15 protein-coding genes are annotated in these 16828 nt (G+C 31.6%); 9 read left to right on the plus strand and 6 right to left on the minus strand.

What is annotated here, in order from left to right; translation table 11 throughout:
* Positions 1 to 65: 65 nt before the first annotated feature.
* The 7 genes from ACT53I_RS06195 to ACT53I_RS06225 all read left to right on the plus strand — a co-directional run bounded on the left by ACT53I_RS06195 (position 66) and on the right by ACT53I_RS06225 (position 5539).
* Positions 66 to 1502 (plus strand): AAA family ATPase, encoded by a 1437-nt coding sequence (locus tag ACT53I_RS06195; protein ID WP_476078912.1) that lies wholly within the window; start codon positions 66 to 68, stop codon positions 1500 to 1502.
* Between the two features lie 6 nt (positions 1503 to 1508).
* Positions 1509 to 2465 carry a DUF4435 domain-containing protein gene (locus ACT53I_RS06200; RefSeq protein WP_476078913.1) on the plus strand — a complete coding sequence of 319 codons (957 nt, stop codon included), beginning with the start codon at positions 1509 to 1511 and terminating at the stop codon, positions 2463 to 2465.
* A 163-nt stretch (positions 2466 to 2628) separates the two neighbouring features.
* Positions 2629 to 3303, plus strand: a complete 675-nt coding sequence (cmk, locus tag ACT53I_RS06205) for a (d)CMP kinase (RefSeq protein WP_476078914.1) — start codon at positions 2629 to 2631, stop codon at positions 3301 to 3303.
* A gap of 123 nt (positions 3304 to 3426) precedes the next feature.
* On the plus strand, positions 3427 to 3771 hold the full coding sequence (locus ACT53I_RS06210) for a YtxH domain-containing protein (protein WP_104793815.1): 345 nt from the start codon (positions 3427 to 3429) through the stop codon (positions 3769 to 3771).
* 82 nt (positions 3772 to 3853) lie between these two features.
* Positions 3854 to 4165: a phage holin family protein gene (locus ACT53I_RS06215; protein WP_371461404.1), complete on the plus strand. Its 312-nt coding sequence runs from the start codon at positions 3854 to 3856 to the stop codon at positions 4163 to 4165.
* An 11-nt stretch (positions 4166 to 4176) separates the two neighbouring features.
* Positions 4177 to 4680 carry a phosphoribosyl-ATP pyrophosphatase gene (locus ACT53I_RS06220; RefSeq protein ID WP_476078915.1) on the plus strand — a complete coding sequence of 168 codons (504 nt, stop codon included), beginning with the start codon at positions 4177 to 4179 and terminating at the stop codon, positions 4678 to 4680.
* A 1-nt stretch (position 4681) separates the two neighbouring features.
* The gene (locus ACT53I_RS06225) at positions 4682 to 5539 is read left to right on the plus strand and encodes a mechanosensitive ion channel family protein (protein ID WP_476078916.1); all 858 of its coding nucleotides are present in this window, start codon (positions 4682 to 4684) and stop codon (positions 5537 to 5539) included.
* Between the two features lie 3 nt (positions 5540 to 5542).
* Here the strand turns inward: ACT53I_RS06225 and ACT53I_RS06230 are convergent, their stop codons facing one another.
* Complete coding sequence (locus ACT53I_RS06230; RefSeq protein ID WP_476078917.1) at positions 5543 to 6472, minus strand: diacylglycerol/lipid kinase family protein; 930 nt, start codon at positions 6470 to 6472, stop codon at positions 5543 to 5545.
* Positions 6473 to 6576: 104 nt separating this feature from the next.
* Positions 6577 to 7305 carry a TrmH family RNA methyltransferase gene (locus ACT53I_RS06235; RefSeq protein ID WP_476078918.1) on the minus strand — a complete coding sequence of 243 codons (729 nt, stop codon included), beginning with the start codon at positions 7303 to 7305 and terminating at the stop codon, positions 6577 to 6579.
* On the opposite strand from ACT53I_RS06235, the gene tamL reads away from it, so the two are divergent.
* Positions 7291 to 9852 carry a translocation and assembly module lipoprotein TamL gene (gene tamL / locus ACT53I_RS06240; protein ID WP_476078919.1) on the plus strand — a complete coding sequence of 854 codons (2562 nt, stop codon included), beginning with the start codon at positions 7291 to 7293 and terminating at the stop codon, positions 9850 to 9852. The genes ACT53I_RS06235 and tamL overlap by 15 nt on opposite strands.
* A 10-nt stretch (positions 9853 to 9862) precedes the next feature.
* Positions 9863 to 12064, plus strand: coding sequence for a M20/M25/M40 family metallo-hydrolase (locus ACT53I_RS06245; protein ID WP_476078920.1), 2202 nt, complete (start codon positions 9863 to 9865; stop codon positions 12062 to 12064).
* 300 nt (positions 12065 to 12364) lie between these two features.
* Here the strand turns inward: ACT53I_RS06245 and ACT53I_RS06250 are convergent, their stop codons facing one another.
* The 4 genes from ACT53I_RS06250 to ACT53I_RS06265 form a co-directional block, all read right to left on the minus strand.
* Entirely contained in the window at positions 12365 to 12652 is a 288-nt protein-coding gene (locus ACT53I_RS06250) for an ATP-dependent Clp protease adaptor ClpS (RefSeq protein WP_069796922.1), read from the minus strand.
* 39 nt (positions 12653 to 12691) lie between these two features.
* Positions 12692 to 14035 carry a hemolysin family protein gene (locus ACT53I_RS06255; RefSeq protein ID WP_476078921.1) on the minus strand — a complete coding sequence of 448 codons (1344 nt, stop codon included), beginning with the start codon at positions 14033 to 14035 and terminating at the stop codon, positions 12692 to 12694.
* Between the two features lie 359 nt (positions 14036 to 14394).
* Positions 14395 to 15309 (minus strand): coiled-coil domain-containing protein, encoded by a 915-nt coding sequence (locus ACT53I_RS06260; RefSeq protein ID WP_476078922.1) that lies wholly within the window; start codon positions 15307 to 15309, stop codon positions 14395 to 14397.
* 12 nt (positions 15310 to 15321) lie between these two features.
* Complete coding sequence (locus ACT53I_RS06265; RefSeq protein ID WP_476078923.1) at positions 15322 to 16689, minus strand: sensor histidine kinase; 1368 nt, start codon at positions 16687 to 16689, stop codon at positions 15322 to 15324.
* Positions 16690 to 16828 lie beyond the last annotated feature (139 nt).

Here is a 16828-nt window from a genome sequence, read left to right on the forward strand (position 1 = left end):
GATTAAGTAAGTTCGCAAATTTGCCGAACTGTTAGGTAAAATCATAAAATAACAAAACTCTAAATATGAATATTACAAACTTTACAATTGAAGGTTTACATAATACCAAAGATTATTCATTAAAATTCTTGGACAATAAACTAATATTGGTATCAGATAATGGAGCTGGTAAAACAACAATTGTTAATATTTTCTACTACTTTCTATCTAAACAATGGAACAAATTATTAGAATATAATTTTAGAAGAATTATTTGTTTAATTAACGATGAGAAAATAGAATTTACTAAAGATTTTTTTCAAAATTTACTTCAAAGAGACAGCAAATTTAAACATAGATTTTCACAAAATACATTATTTAAACTTAACCAAATCTCAGACTTAATTGCTTCTGTTGATTTTTTTAATTTAACAAATAAAGAAATTGAATTACTTTCGGAAAAATTTGATATTCCTTCAAGAGTAATTAGGGAATATATATTTGAGGTATATGAAAAGAAAGAAAATATAGACAATCATAATAATATTAAATCTATAGAAACTAGATTAAATGCTATTTTAAAAGACATTAAAATAATATACTTACCAACCTATAGAAGGATTGAAAAGGATTTAATTAATATATTTCCTCATCTAGAAAGAAGTATTAAAGAATATGAAATTCAAACTAGAAGATATAACTCTAAGGAGGAAAATTATTCGGAATTAGTTGAATTTGGCATGAATGATATTCAAAGAAAAATTGAAAGAAGGTGTTTGGAACTTAAAAACTATTTTTACGACAAATTAAATTCAAATTTAATAGGTTCATATTTAGATGATATTTTAAATAAAAGTTATAACAATTTTGATTTTAATAAAATTTCTCAAATAGATGAGGAAGCGTTAAACTACATTTTAAAAAGACTTGATGATTCTGTAATTAGTAAAGAAGGTAAAAATAAACTTAGAGATTTTGTGCAATCATTACAATACAATGTTGCAAATAATGATATAGAAGATAAGATTAATGCGCATTTTGTATGGAAATTATTCCAAATATATGATTTTCAACAAAAAGAAGAAAGTGACATTCTGAAGCTTATAAAAATTTGTAATGAGTATTTAGGATCTGACAAAGAGTTAGTATATAATAAAGATGAATTTAAAGTAGAAATCATTTTAAATCAAGAAATAAATTTTAGAAATAACCTTAGACAACTTTTCTTGGACGTAGATATTATAAAAGAAGAAAAAATTAATAGGATAGAATTTAAAGATTTATCTTCTGGTGAGAAGCAAATTATTTCACTTTTTACACATTTAGTTTTATCTGAAAAGGACTATTACATTATCATTGATGAGCCCGAACTTTCCTTATCTGTTCCTTGGCAAGAAAAATTATTAACCAATATTCTTGAATTAGATAAATGTAAAGGCTTACTTGCTGTAACACATTCTCCATTTATATTTCAAAATAATTTGAGAAAATACACTCACGCATTAGAAGAATTTAAAAGATAATATTATATGAGCTTGTTAGATATTTTAGACGAAAAAATTCTAACACCATCAGCTGCTTGCATAAAAATATTATCACAATATAAAACAAATGATAATACAATATTTTGTCTTGTTGAAGGTGTTGAAGATAACTCTTTTTATCGTCATTTTTTCGAAATTTACAAGGAGAATATTCCAGTAAAATATATTGTTTGTAATGGTAAACAAAATGTTATTGATAACTATAATGATTTAGATTGGCAATTTTACGATAAAAAAAGAATCTTATTTTTTATTGATAAAGATTTTGATGACTACATAGAAAGAGAAACTTTAAATGATGAAAATGTTTTCATAACAGACTATTATTCTATTGAGAACTATTTAGTTGATGAAAAAATTTTGGAAAAGTTTATTACAGATAACTGCTTAATAACTTCAGAATCAGTAATACAGTTAGCTGTAGAAAATTTTAAAAAACAACATAAAATTTTTGTCAAACAACTAAAAATGATTTCCGCTTGGATGATGTATTGTAGAAAAAATAATTTTGAAGTTTGTTTCAATGATATTAAAATGTCTGATTTATTTAAAATCGATAATGATGGTAAATTAATTAAGAAATCATTATCAACCTACAGAAGTAAATTTGAATACCTTTGTGATAAAACACAATCTAACCATTTTAATATTGCTGAAATAAGATTTTTTTATAACAAAATAAAAGAGGAAACAAAACCAAAAAAATATATTAGAGGAAAGTACGAATTGTATTTTATGTTTATGTATTTAAAATATATCTCAGAAAATGTCGTAAATGAAATATCTAGGGAAGTTAAAGAACATAATAAAAGTGCTCGCGGAAAAGACAAAATCGTTAGACCTAAATCTACAATTCAAATTAAAGAAGAAAATGTTTTTCAAGTATTGTACAATAAATCGAAAGTACCAATAAAATTAAAATCTTTCTTAGAAACAATATAACGTATCTTAATAACTTGAATGTTGAACAAATTCAAATTTTTCAAAACAATATAAAAAATCATAAAAATTCCATCTCTATTATTCTCCCATAAACTCAGCAACCACAAAAAGGTTTTTCTTTTAGTAATTTTCAAATTCAAAAAACTTTAACGAAATTTGTAGCATGAACAAAAAACCAGTTATTGCTATTGACGGATTTTCATCTACCGGAAAAAGTTCAATTTCTAAAGTGATTGCCCAAAAACTTGACCTCATCCATATTGATACAGGTGCACTCTACCGTGGAATTACCTATTTCGCTTTAGAAAACTGCCTTAATGACAGCCAAGAAATAGACATAAAGTCACTCTTTGAAAAATTTGACCAAATCCATTTGGAATTTATTTTAAATAATGGTGTTTTAGAGCTTTTCCTCAATGGCAAAAACATCGATAAAGAAATTCGTGAACCTAGAGTTTCTGACCATGTAAGCCTTATTGCAAAACAAGCAGAAGTAAGAGCTTTTTTACTTGATTTTCAACGAAATTTAGCTCAAAAAGGTGGCGTAATAATGGACGGAAGAGACATAGGAACTGTTATTTTGCCTAATGCAGATTATAAATTCTTCATTACTGCCAGTCCAGAAGAAAGAGCCAAAAGAAGACATCTTGAACTGCAAAATTCTGGCGTAGATATTTCTAGAGAAGAAGTTTACGAAAACCTAAAAACCAGAGATAAAATCGATAGCGAAAGAGCAGTAGCTCCGCTGAAACAAGCAGATGATGCCATCTTGATAGACAATACCTTACTGAACAAAGAAGAAACCATAGCATTGATTCTATCACATATTTCAAAATAAAAAATAGAATCTATTCATGCAATTTTAACATAAATTTGTGAAAATTTTCCTTATATTTGGTATAGAAGTTGTGCGAATGAAGAGGTAAAAGAAAATAAATTATTAACACTAAATTATTACAAAATGGGAAAAGGTAAAAATACAGCAGGAATTATTGCAGGTCTTCTAGCAGGTGCTGCAGTAGGTGTAGTTTTAGGAATGCTTTACGCTCCAGAAGAAGGTAAAGAAACCAGAAAAAAACTAAAAGCTAAAGCGAATGATTTAAAAGATCAAGCATTAGACGAATACGATAAAGTATCTGAAAAAGTAAAGTCGGAATACGGAAATCTATCAGACAAGGCAAAAGAAAATTTAGATAAAGTAGTTTCTAGCGTAAAAGATAGCTACGAAAAGTACAAACATACCGCAGCCAATAAAGCTTCGGAAGTAGTAAAAGAAGTAGAAACAGAGCTAGATGCTCTAAAATAATCTGTAAAGTTTTTATAAAATTTTATAAAGGAACTTATCATAAAAGTTCCTTTTTTTGTACCTTTAAACAAAGAAATTTGCCATGATAGACCTCATCAAAGATTACGCGGAAAAAAAAATAGAACTCGTAAAGCTAGATGCTACCGAGAAATCTCTTAAAATCATTGGAGTTTCAGTACCTGTAATGATTATATCTGTTCTTGCCATTTTCTTTATCTTTTTGTTAAACGTGAGTTTAGGTTTATTCTTAGGAAATTGGCTCCACAACTTTGCTTATGGCTTCCTTATTCTTGCAGGATTCTATTTATTGCTCATTTTATTGGTCTTTTTAATGAGAAACTACATTAAAAAAATCATTACCAATAAGGCAATAGAAACGCTTTTTAACGATTAAAATTCCATGACATGAAAAACTTAGAAGACTTAAGAAAACGCAAGGAAACTTTAAGGAAAGAAATTGCCGAGCTAGAAGACATCGCAGCATTTAAAAATCCTAAAGAAAGTTTAAGTGCCATCACTCATGGATTCACCGACCAATTTTTAGTTGATAAGACAGACGAAAACGGAGAACACCGATTAGCACTCAAACCAGCCAATATTTTAAGTTTTGCTACAGGTGGCGCTTCTGAAAATTATATCAAAACCAAAATCAATCAATACGGCGAAGAAAAAATAGGCATCAATACTCAAAACGTAGTAGGAAGCATCGCCGAAAACGCCATCAAAATAGGATTAGCAGCCGTAGTTACCAATTTTGCAAAGAAAAACCTCTATCATACCAGTTGGAAGAAAAAAATAATTGGCATTGCGCTTATTTATTTGGCACCCATGGTTTTAAAATTTTTAAGAGAAAAATTAGAAGAATACGAAGAACGTGAAGTTTTAAAAAGCCTAGAAGAAATTTTATAATATGGAAAAGGAATTTGTAGATTTCAGCAGTACAATACAACATTCATGGGAAAATTTCCTTGGTCAATTGCCTGCTATTTTGTTGGCAATTTTGGTTTTTATTGCTGGGATTTTCGCCATTAAACTATTTTCAAAAGTCGTCACCAAATTCATAGACGAAAAATCAAAAGATTCTATCGTTACAGATTTCTTGGTGAATATCGTTTCTTTTATCCTCACCATTTTTTTGGTTATCGTTTGTTTGGGAATTTTGGGCTACGGAAATATTACCGATAAAATTTTGGCAGGAACTGCACTCACCACTTTTATTGTAGGTTTTGCTTTAAAAGATATTGGCGAAAATTTCTTGGCAGGAATCCTTATGGCTTTTAGAAGACCTTTTAGAATAGGCGATTTAATCGAAGTACAAGGAATGAGAGGTCGAGTTAAAAAAATGTCTCTCAGAGAAACCAATATAAAAACTCTTGACGGAAAAGATGTTTTCATTCCCAATTCCATTATTCTTAAAAATCCACTTGAAAATTTCACGTACAATCAACTTTTGAGAAGTGAATTCTTCATTAATGTAGATTATTCCGAAGATTTAGAAAAAGTGATGAAGGATATTTTACACATCATCAATTCGTTTGAAGAAGTAGAGAAAAATCCTCATGCAAGTGTTTATGTACAAGAAATAGATGGCGAAAAAATAAAATTGCGTGGTGCTTATTGGTTCAAAACGACTGATGTAAACGCTCCCGGAAACAGTTTAAAATCTGAAATATTGTTCAAAGTTATTCATTACATCAAAAAACAAGACATTCAAATCGAGGAAAATTCTCCCAATCATGATGATGAAAGAAAAACAGTAAAAGAATAATTTTTACTTCAAAAAACGCAGTTTTTCTTTGAGACAAGTGAATTTCACAGGTGCATAACCGATAAATTCTCCGTCCATATCAATGGTTAAAGCCAGACCATCTGCATTTTCGATGAAAACTTCCTGAGTCGAAGTATAAGAAACTTGCGGATGATTAATTTTTTTGCATTTTTTAGCAGTTCCAATATTTCTAAAGTAATCCAACAAGCTGATGTCTCCCACATTGGTAATGGCAAATTCGCCATCAGAAATCTCTGCATGTGGCGCAATTCCTATAGAATTCCCGAAATATTTAGCATTGGCTACTACATAATTCAGCACTTTTCCTTGCCACGTAAAATCTTTGGCGGTGACCCTGATGGTTTTCTTTTTGTACATTAAAAAAGTAGAAATAATGGCGATGAAATAATTCACGTCGCCAGGAAAAACCAAAGGCAATCTTTCTTTACTAATCACTACTTCTCCCCCAATTCCTACATCTGAAACATTGATGAAAAAACGCTCAGCTTTTTGTTTTTCTCGGTTCAGAAATTCTGCAAAACCCACATCTACAAGCGCAGAAGAATCTTTTGTAATAAGCGATTGCAATTCGTCTATATTTTGATAACCTAGATTTTTGATAAAATCGTTACCGCTTCCTGAAGGTAAAATCCCAATTTTTATTTGAGAAATCCTTTCCCAATCATAGCCATTTTCTGTGCGGAAAGCTTCTATTAAGCCATTCACAATCTCATTCAGCGTTCCATCTCCACCTACTGCAATAAAATGCGTAAAACCTTCTTCCACCGCTCTTTTTGGCAAGGTTAAAAAATGCCCAGAATATTCTGAAATAAAAAACTGATAATCTTGATTGAGAAAATGATGCTGAATGTCTATTTCAATTTTCTTGAAATGTCTAATGGTAGGATTGATGAAAAAGGCGATTTTTGGCATTGAAAGAGGTAAAGGTAAAGGTTGAGGTAAAAATTGATTTAAAATTAGCTTTTAAAGATAAACATTTTTCTCAAAACTAAATCCTAATCCCTAAATCCTAATCCTTAAATTTTAGAAAAAATCTGCCCTAGAATAATTCCTGTCGCCATTGAAACATTAAGGCTTTCTGTAGATTGTTTTTGTCCGAATCGAGGAATCGTAATGTTTTGTGAAACCAATTTTTCAACTTCTGGTCGCATTCCGTTTCCTTCATTACCCAAAATAAGATTGAATTTCTCTGGAAAATCAAATTGATAAATATTTTCACCGACCATATCTGTACCGATGTTTACAGCGTCTGTTTTCGCCAAATATTCAGTTAAATCGGTATAAACCACATTGATTCTGGCAAAAGAACCTTTGGTGGACTGAATCACTTTTGGATTGTACACATCTACGGTGTCATGACTGCAAATTACCTGTTCAATTCCGAACCAATCTGCCAATCTGATGATGGTTCCCAGATTTCCCGGGTCTTGAATTCCGTCTAAAATAATCTGTATTTTCTGTTGCTCCAGCATTTCAGGAGAAGGCAATTCTACTACCGCTACAGAATCTTTTGGTGTTTGCAGGAAACTAATTTTCTTCAGTTCACGTTCTGTAATAGGATGAATTTCTGTTTCGGGGAAGAATAAATCTTCGGGTTGAATAGAAAAAATTTCTTGAATTTTGTAAGAAGAATGTTTCAACTCTTGGATTATTTTGTTACCTTCAACCAAAAACAAATTGTATTTTTGTCTGAACTTCTTTTTGTCTAAAGACTGAAAAACTTTTATTTTATGAGCAGTAAGCATTTTTTTAAATATTTTCAAAAATACCACATATTTTTATCTTTTGCAATCCTCGTTTGGTTTCTTTACGCTTGTAACAGTACCAAGAAAGTTCCGAATGGTGAGTATTTATTGACCAAAAATAATTTTGAATATGTAGACCGAAAAGATTTCGATGAAGAAATCCCGAATTTTGTTAGTCAAAAACCCAATAAAAAAGACCTCTATTTGTTCCCTACTCGTTTATGGATTTATAACATGGCGAATGCGAAATATGACAGCATTCTAAACGAGTATCAAACGTTTCCGAGACAAATGAGAAATCAAAAACTCAGAGATTCCCTTTATGTGAAATACAATCACCCAGAATTGAAGGGCAATAGTCTGTTTTGGAACAGAGTTTGGCATTCTTTAGGGAAACCACCTATTATTTTAGAGCAAGGAAAAACCGAAACCAGTGCCAATTCTATTAAGAAATTCTTGGTATATAAAGGATTTTGGGACGCTCATGTAGATTTTTCTCATAAATTAGATTCTGCAGCAAAAAAAGCCCAAGCCAATTACAAAATCACGTACAAAGATCCTACTTATATCAACGGATATTACTACAATATTCCCTACGAAAACATCCGAAATATTTACGAAGAAAAAATTACAGAATCTAAAGTAAAATCAGGAGATGTTCTAGACCAAGAAAAATTAGAAGACGAGGTAAAAAGAATTACCGAACTCATGCAAGAAAAAGGTTATTATAGCTTCAATAGAGATGGTGGCGAAATTTATTTTACGGCAGATACTTTGCAAAGCAGAAAGCAAGTTCCACTCACCATGGATATTTTAAAAGACACCCTGAAAACACCTTACAAACAATACACCATTGGCAACGTAGAAATTCAATATTTAGAAAAACTTACCGATACTGCCAATGTAGACGTAAAAGAATACGAAAATGCCATCATCAAAAGAATTGATGACCAATATAAGGTAAAAGCACTTTGGAGACCGATTACGTTGAAAAAAGGTGAAATTTACAACCAAAAAAATCTTGATCTTACCAAAAGAAATTTCTTAGCGCTTAATAATTTCAGCATTGCCAGTTATAAAGCTTCTCCAGACAAATACAGCAATCCGAATGATACAATTATCAATGTAAAATACAAACTCATTCCGTTACCGAAATACAATTTTAAAACGGCGCTTGATTTACATTATTCTCAAATTTTGAACTTCGGGTTTTCTCCTTCTGCCGAATTGACGGCAAGAAATGTTTTTGGTGGCGCCGAAAACTTTACGGGAAGTGTTTCTGGAACTTTTGGTACGGTTTACGATGAAAAAAATCCCAACGCGTTGTTTAATGCTTCTGAATATTCCCTACAATTTGGCTTGAATTTCCCAAGATTGCTCTTGCCTTTTAACACCGAAAAATTTGTCCCGAATAAATATTCGCCTGTTTCTACAGTGAATTTAGGTGCTTCTGTACAGAATAATATTGGGATGGACAGAATCAACGTGAACGCTGGTTTGAATTATTTTATCACGGTGAATGAAGTAATTTCTCACCGATTATCAGTTTTTAACACGCAGTTTTCATTTACCCGAAATAAAGATAAATATTATGATTTATTCAAAACGGAAGGAGATATTAAAGACGGAATTTTTAATCTTTATGATATCTATAATCCAGGTGCTATTAATTTAGACACAGAAGCCAAATCTAGATTATTGCTGAATGATACAGGTTTTGCGAATAGTCTTTCGCCAACTGGTTTAGATTTATTGCTCAATTTCAGACAGTCTACCATTAAAAAAGACCGATTGACCCAAGACGTTCTCATTAATTCTTTGGCTTACAATTATATCTATAATGAAATCGGGAAAAAAGGCTATCAAAACCCATTCTTTTTAGATGCTAAAGTAGAATTGGCTGGAAATTTATTGAGTATTTTCAGCAAAAACAATACCGATTCTGGAGTTTTGACCAACAGCAAAACGATTTTCGGCATTCCGATTTCCCAATTTGTCAAATTTGATATTGATGCAAGAAAATATTTCACCTTCAAAAACAAATCACAGTTTATTGTAAGACAATTTATTGGTGTAGGAATTCCTTACGGAAATTCTAGCAATATGCCATTTATCCGTTCGTATTTCAATGGCGGAAGTAATGACATCAGAGCTTGGATTGCTTTTGGTGGATTAGGTCCTGCCGATACGCAAATCGATCAAAAAGTGAGAGCTTATATGATGGATAACGTAAAACTGACCACCAACATAGAATACCGATATCCATTTAATGAAATGTTTGAAGGTGCCGTTTTTGCAGATGCTGGAAACATTTGGAGCACCAAAGATTCAGGAATTGGTGATGAATTTAAGTTCAATAAATTTATTTCTCAAATGGGATTGGGTTCTGGTTTCGGGTTGAGAATGCATGTGGCGTATATTACGGTAAGAATAGATTTAGCTTACAAACTACACGACCCAAATCAGCCAAAAGGCGAAAGATGGGTTTTTGACAAAATAAAACCATTTAAACCAACCTTCAACTTCTCGATTGGTTATCCTTTCTAAAAAAGCGCATATGAAGAAAAATTTAATCATTCTTGCACTGCTTAATAGTGTTTTCTTATTTTCACAAGAAAGAAATCTTAGAAATATTCGGCAATTAACCGATGGTGGAGATAATGCCGAAGCGTATTTCTCTCCCAATGGAAAATTCCTGACCTTGCAAGTCACCAATAAAAATTTGGGAGCAGAATGTGACCAGATTTTTGCCTATGATTTATCGAAGGATTATTCTAAAAAATCTGATAATTTACAATTAATTTCTACAGGAAAAGGAAGAACCACTTGTTCTTTCTTTATGCCAGATAACCAACATATTCTCTACGCTTCTACACACGAAGCGAGCAGTGCTTGTCCAGCTCCGCCTATTTCTAAAGATGGAAAATATCTTTGGGCTATTTATCCAGAATTTGACATTTATATGTCAGATTTAAGCGGTACAATTGTTAAAAAATTGACAGATGTTCCTGGTTATGATGCAGAAGCGGTGGTTTCTCCAGATGGTAAAAAAATTGTTTTCACTTCTACCAGAACTGGCGATTTAGAACTTTGGACGATGGATATTGACGGGAAAAATCTGAAACAACTTACCTTCGGTTTGGGTTATGACGGCGGTGCGTTTTTCTCTCATGATTCTAAAAAAATTGTATTCCGTGCTTCTAGACCAAAAACTGATGCCGAAATTAAAGAATACAAAGATTATTTGGCTCAAAATCTCGTTGCACCTATCAATATGGAAATCTACACCATCAATGCTGATGGAACAGATTTAAAACAAATTACGCATCTTGGAAAAGCGAATTGGGCGCCTTATTTTACTCCAAATGACAAGAAAATTATTTTCTCAAGTAATCATCATTCCACGAGAGGTTATGATTTCCAGTTGTACACCATTGATTTAGAAGGAAAAAATCTGAAACAAATTACCTACGAAAGTGAATTCAATGCGTTCCCGATGTTTTCTAAAGACGGGAAAAAATTGGTTTTCAGCAGCAATAGAAATCAGTCGAAGCCGAGAGAAACCAATGTTTTCATCGCAGACTGGGTAGACACAGACGAAGCTGAAAATGTAAACGAAACTCAACTTAAAAATCATCTTACTTATCTTGCTAGTGACGAATTACAAGGCAGATTAGCAGGAAGTGAAGGCGAGCAAAAAGCGGCAAATTATATTCAGAAATATTTTAAAAAATTAGGACTTAAAACCCATTTACAACCGTTTGATTATTCCATTAAACTCAATCCACACGATGAAAATTCTTCTACTCCAAGTAAAGGAACCAACGTGATAGGATATTTAGACAATAAAGCCTCTAAAACGATTGTTATTGGTGCACATTATGACCATTTAGGATTGAACCAACATCATCAATCAACACTGATGAATTCTGATGGACAAATTCACAATGGTGCGGATGACAATGCTTCTGGCGTTTCGGCAGTGATGGAATTGGCGAGAATTTTTGCTAAAAATAAGACTCAAGAAAAAGTAAATTACGTTTTTGTGCTTTTCTCAGCGGAAGAAGACGGATTGATTGGTTCTAAAAAATTTGCCGAAAATGTAAAATCTCAATATCCTAATGTAGTCACCATGATTAATATGGATATGGTAGGAAGATTAGACAAAGATAAAAATCTTACCGTAGGAGGTGTAGGTTCCTCTCCTATTTTCCCAGATTTGGTAAAAAAAGTGAAACCTGCAGGATATAATATTACACTTGATGAATCTGGAGTTGGTCCTTCTGATCATACCAGCTTCTATCTGAAAGATATTCCTGTTTTATTCTTGTTTACTGGAACGCATGCAGATTATCACAAACCAAGTGATGACAGTGATAAAATAAATTTCGATGGCGTAAAAACCATCACCCAATATGTTTTCGGCATTGCGAACGAAGTTTCTCAGAAATCTGAAATTCCGTTTACGAAGACCAAAACCACTTCTACCAAATCTGTCCCAAAATACAAAGTAACACTAGGAATTATGCCAAGTTATGCCGATTCTAAAGATGGTTTGCACATTGACGGAGTTACTGATAACAGACCTGCTGCAGTTGCTGGAATTCAGTCTGGAGATATTCTTACCCAAATTGGAGATTGCAAAATCACCGAAGTTTATTCTTATATGGACTGTTTATCAAAACTTAATGCTGGAGACGAAAAAGACGTTACCGTGATTAGAAATGGAGAAACGAAAGTTTTTAAAGTGAAGTTCTAATCTTAATTCAAAATACCATTAAATCCATCAATTTAATATATCAATTGGAACGGGCTTTAGCCCGTTTTTTTATAATCTAATACAAGATTGGCTTTAGCCAAATTTTATCTAGGTTTTGGCTAAAGCCATGTATTTTTTTGACTTTTTCATCGGGCTAAAGCCCGACGCAATTTATAAGCTTGTAAATTTTAGAATATTAATATTGTACAAATAGAACAACTATTAAATTTCGTTCTTAGATTAAAGAAAATTTGATAACAAAAAACTCGTTCCGAAATTTTGGAACGAGTTTTTTTCTATTTATACAATCTCAGAAGTAAGACCTCTGGAAATTAATTTTTCGTGCATGGGTTTTAGAAGTTCCATGCTACCAGTTTTCACGGTGCATTTACCTTTGTAATGAACCAAAATGGTGCATTGTTCAGCTTGTTCTAGCGTATGTTTACAAATTTCGATTAAACACTCTATCACAAAATCAAAAGTGTTTACATCATCATTATGCAGCACTAATTTATAGACTTCGTCTTCCTGTTCTAGAAGCGCTACTTCTTCCTGATATTCTCTTTGAGGATTATCGTAAAATTTCATTTTGATTGAAGTTAACTTTGAGGTAAAAGTTGAGATTAATTAGATTTCGCTAATTTCTTCGGTTAAGTCATCTACAATATCTTTTGGTTCGTAGACCAATTCTACCAGTTCTACCGACTTATTATTCATTTTCAAAATTTTGAAATGATAATCATCGATATCGAACTCTTGATTTTCTTCTGGAATATCTTCTAATTGATGCAGGATAAATCCAGCTAAAGTATTGTATTCACCAACTTCTGATAACTCTTTCGGCAAACACTCGTTAATTTCTTCCAAAGGTTGAGTTGCTTTTACCCAGAAAACGTTTTCGCCAACTTGGTCTACAATTTTATCTTCATCATCCTCTTCATCTTGGATTTCGCCTACCAATTCTTCTAAAATATCTTCTAACGTAAGAATACCTTCTGTACCTCCGAATTCATCGATAACAATGGCTAAATGCTGTTTCTTTTGTTGGAAAACATTTAACAAGTCTGAAATCTTTTTACTTCCAACCACGAAGAATGCTTCTCTCAAAAACTCTTTTAAATCAAGGTCTTTGTTTTTGATGTATTCTCTCATAATTTCCTTGGTGTAGAAAAGTCCGATAATGTTATCAATCGAGTTTTCGAACACTGGAATTCTAGAATATCCACAATCGATGATTTGTTTTAGAATTTCTTCTTTATCATCTTCTATGTCAATAGAAATAATGTTTTGACGAGGCACCATCACTTGTTTTGCAGTGTGGTCTGTAAAATCAAAAGCATTTTTAATGATTTCGTAGTTTTCTTCTTCTATCTCACCACTATCTGCAGATTGTTTTACCAATAACTGAAGTTCTTCTGTAGAGTGAATATCGTGTTCAGAAGCGGGATGGATTCCTATTAATTTCAAAAAAGCATTTGAAAATAAATTCATTAACCAAATAAATGGTTTGAAAATATTGTAGAATAATCTTAATGGTGCAGAAATGAATAATGTAGTGGCTTCTGATTTTCTAATAGCAATAGATTTAGGCACTAGTTCACCAAAAACAATATGCATTACGGTAATGATTAAAAAACTGACTACTACAGAAATCGTCGTAATCATGGTAGGTGCAATATTGATATTGAAATAAGAGAATATGCCATGGAAAACATGTTCCAGAGCGCTTTCTCCTACCCAACCTAATGCTAATGAAGCTAAGGTAATCCCTAATTGTGTAGCAGATAAATAAGCATCTAAATGTTTGATGATGTGTTCGGCTTGTTTCGCCATTTTGTTTCCTTCGGCAGCCTTGATTTGAATCTGAGAATAACGAACCTTAACGATGGAAAATTCCGCCGCTACGAAAAAACCGTTTAATAATACAAGTAATAAAGCAATAAGAAGTTTGACGACACTATCGTAATCCATTTATAAAAAATTGTGAATTGATTAATCTATGCAAATATATGATTATTTTTAATATGAAAGTTTAATAAAAAAGAGTGCGTAAACGCACCCTTTTTTTGGTCTAAAAATCGAAATATGAAGAAAATTACTACTTCCTGTTGTAAAAAAAAATTTCTACTGCAGTTTACATAATAACCTTAATTTTACTGCAGTAGAAAATTTATCATCATTTGTGTTTTGGGTTATTACGGTGCAAATTTAAAACGATTTATTTTATGTTTCAATTACACTTTTGTGTAACCTTTTCTTTAAATCTACAGTTCAAAAATACACCTTAACACAATGACGGACAATACGCTTAATTACGTATTTTAATTTTTTTATTCCAAAGTTTTAGTCACTTTTCCTATCAGAACTGTATTGGTAGGCATTTGTTCGTATACTTCCATAATGTAATCTCCTCTAGAAAAATCTTCATTATCCCATACAAACTCAAGTTTTGGGCTTTGACCTTTTTCGTAATTAAAAGTGGTTTTATCAGAATAAAGCATTTTTCTATTGTTAAAGTTAAACGTTCCAGAAGCTCTATTGCTAAACGTCACAATTTCACCAGAAGGCTTTTTGATGAGCATATAGATTAACTTTTGACCACTTTTCGCCAAGATATTGTCATTAATATCAAAACTGAATTTTATACGGTCTATTCTGGATGCTTTATCTGTTTCTACTTCTTTTCCACTGTTTCTGACTTTAAAACTTCTCAGCATAAAATTAGAAAGTGATAATTTAGAAGCATAATTGATGAGTTCATCTTTCTTTTTAGAAATTATTTTCTCACTTTCTATTTTACGGTCTAGTTCTGATACTTTATCTTTTAGCACCACTACTTCTGTGGTTACTTTTTCGTTTTCTTCTTTAAGTTTTTGTTTTTCTGTATCCAGCGTAGTTACTTGATTATTCAGAATGATTACTTTGTTCTGATAATTCTTAATGAAAGTTTGAGAAATATTTCTCATAATTCTTTTCGCTTCCATTAATTCTTCTTGAGAGATGTTATTTTTTTTGAGTAAAGTTTCTATTCTTTTCTTCTGGGCAATAATTTCTTTGTTGCTAAAATTGACATCATTTACTGCTACTTCTAAATCTTTCTGAATAAACTCATAATCTGATTTCAGGTCTGAGAATTGCTCCTGAATTTCTGCCTGAGACAATTCGTTATTTAAACTGTCATAGAGCATAAATCCTGATAAACATAACACCAGGGCTGATAAAACAACTATTAACTTCGATTTCATTTGTGTATTTTATTAATATTTTTTCAAAAATTCTATAAAAAAGGTGGTTCCTTCATCTTTTATGGATTCAAACCAAATTTTCCCTTCATAATCTTCTATAATTTTCTTTACCATGAATAATCCCAGTCCCATTCCTGTAGACTTCGTGGTAAATTTTTTCTCGAAAACTTTATCTTTATTTTCTTCAGAAATCCCACTCCCATTATCTTGAATTTTGATTAAGAAACGGTCCTGTAAGTTTTCTATTTCTACTTTTACCTTTTTATGTTGATGATGAATGGCTTGAATACCATTTTTCACTACATTGGTAATGACTCTTGTAAGGTAAATATTATCTATTTTATAATAAATTTCCTCTGCATTAGTCGAAAACTCTATAATATGATCGGGGAAAATATCTACTGCATATTTCACGGTTTTTACCACATCTATGAGCGCATCATTATTCACAGGCATTTTGGCAAAATCAGAAAAAGCTTTGGTAATAGAAGAAATAATATCAATTTGATTGACGACCACTTGTGTAAGATTTCTTACTTTTTCTTCATTATTTTCGTCTTCTGGATTGTATTTTCTCTGAAAATTCTGAACAGAAAGTTTCAATGGAGTCAAAGGATTATTGATTTCATGTGCAATTTGTCTTGCCATATCACGCCATGCCTCTTCTCTTTCTGTTCTGGCTAAAATGCTGGTTTGCTCTTGCAATTTCTCGAGCATGATATTGTAAGAATCTACTAATGGCTTTATCTCGTCTCTATCGCTGTATTCTATAGGCGTTTCTAGATATTCTACATTGGTTTTCTGTAACGTTTTAGAAATATTGGCAATTTTCTTGGTAATCCCTTTCGAAATGTACCAAGCTGCATAACCACTTAAAATCAATAGGAAAATAATCGCTAAAAAATGCTGTTTCACTAGTATTTTAAAGTGATAATACCATGAAGATTTATTGGCAGTAGTTTCTGTACTGATAATGGCGATTGGCTTGTTTTGGTAGTTTAAATAACTCCAAGAAGAATATTGTATACTGTTTTTAGGAGTAGCGGTTTCTTGCTCTTTAACAATATTTTTAGTTTTTAATAATTTTTGTAAAAAAGCAGAAGATAAATTATCTTTTTGAGGTCTAGAAGAAGTGATGATTTTTCCTTCCAAATCGTATAGCGTGATGGCTACATTATTTACATTGGCGAGTTCAAAAATTTTATTACTGATGGTCTCTTTCACCTTAGCATCCTGAAAATCAGAACTGCCGTGATTTTCTTTAAGGATGTAACGATACGTTTCTTTGACTTTGTTTTCTGTTTGAACGAGTTCCTGCTTTTTTAGAATTCTCATCCTCAAACCATCTCTGTAAAAATTAAATGCCGCCATAAAGGTCATAAACAATAAGTTTAAAACCACTATCGCAATAAAAATCTTGTCCCGAAGAGAAGTAATTTTAGAAAACATATTTAAAAAAAATCATGCAAAATTAGTCATAATAAATTGAACGGCATTCATGAAAGTGAACTCATAAAAT

This window comes from Cloacibacterium sp. DMC96, assembly GCF_056313765.1.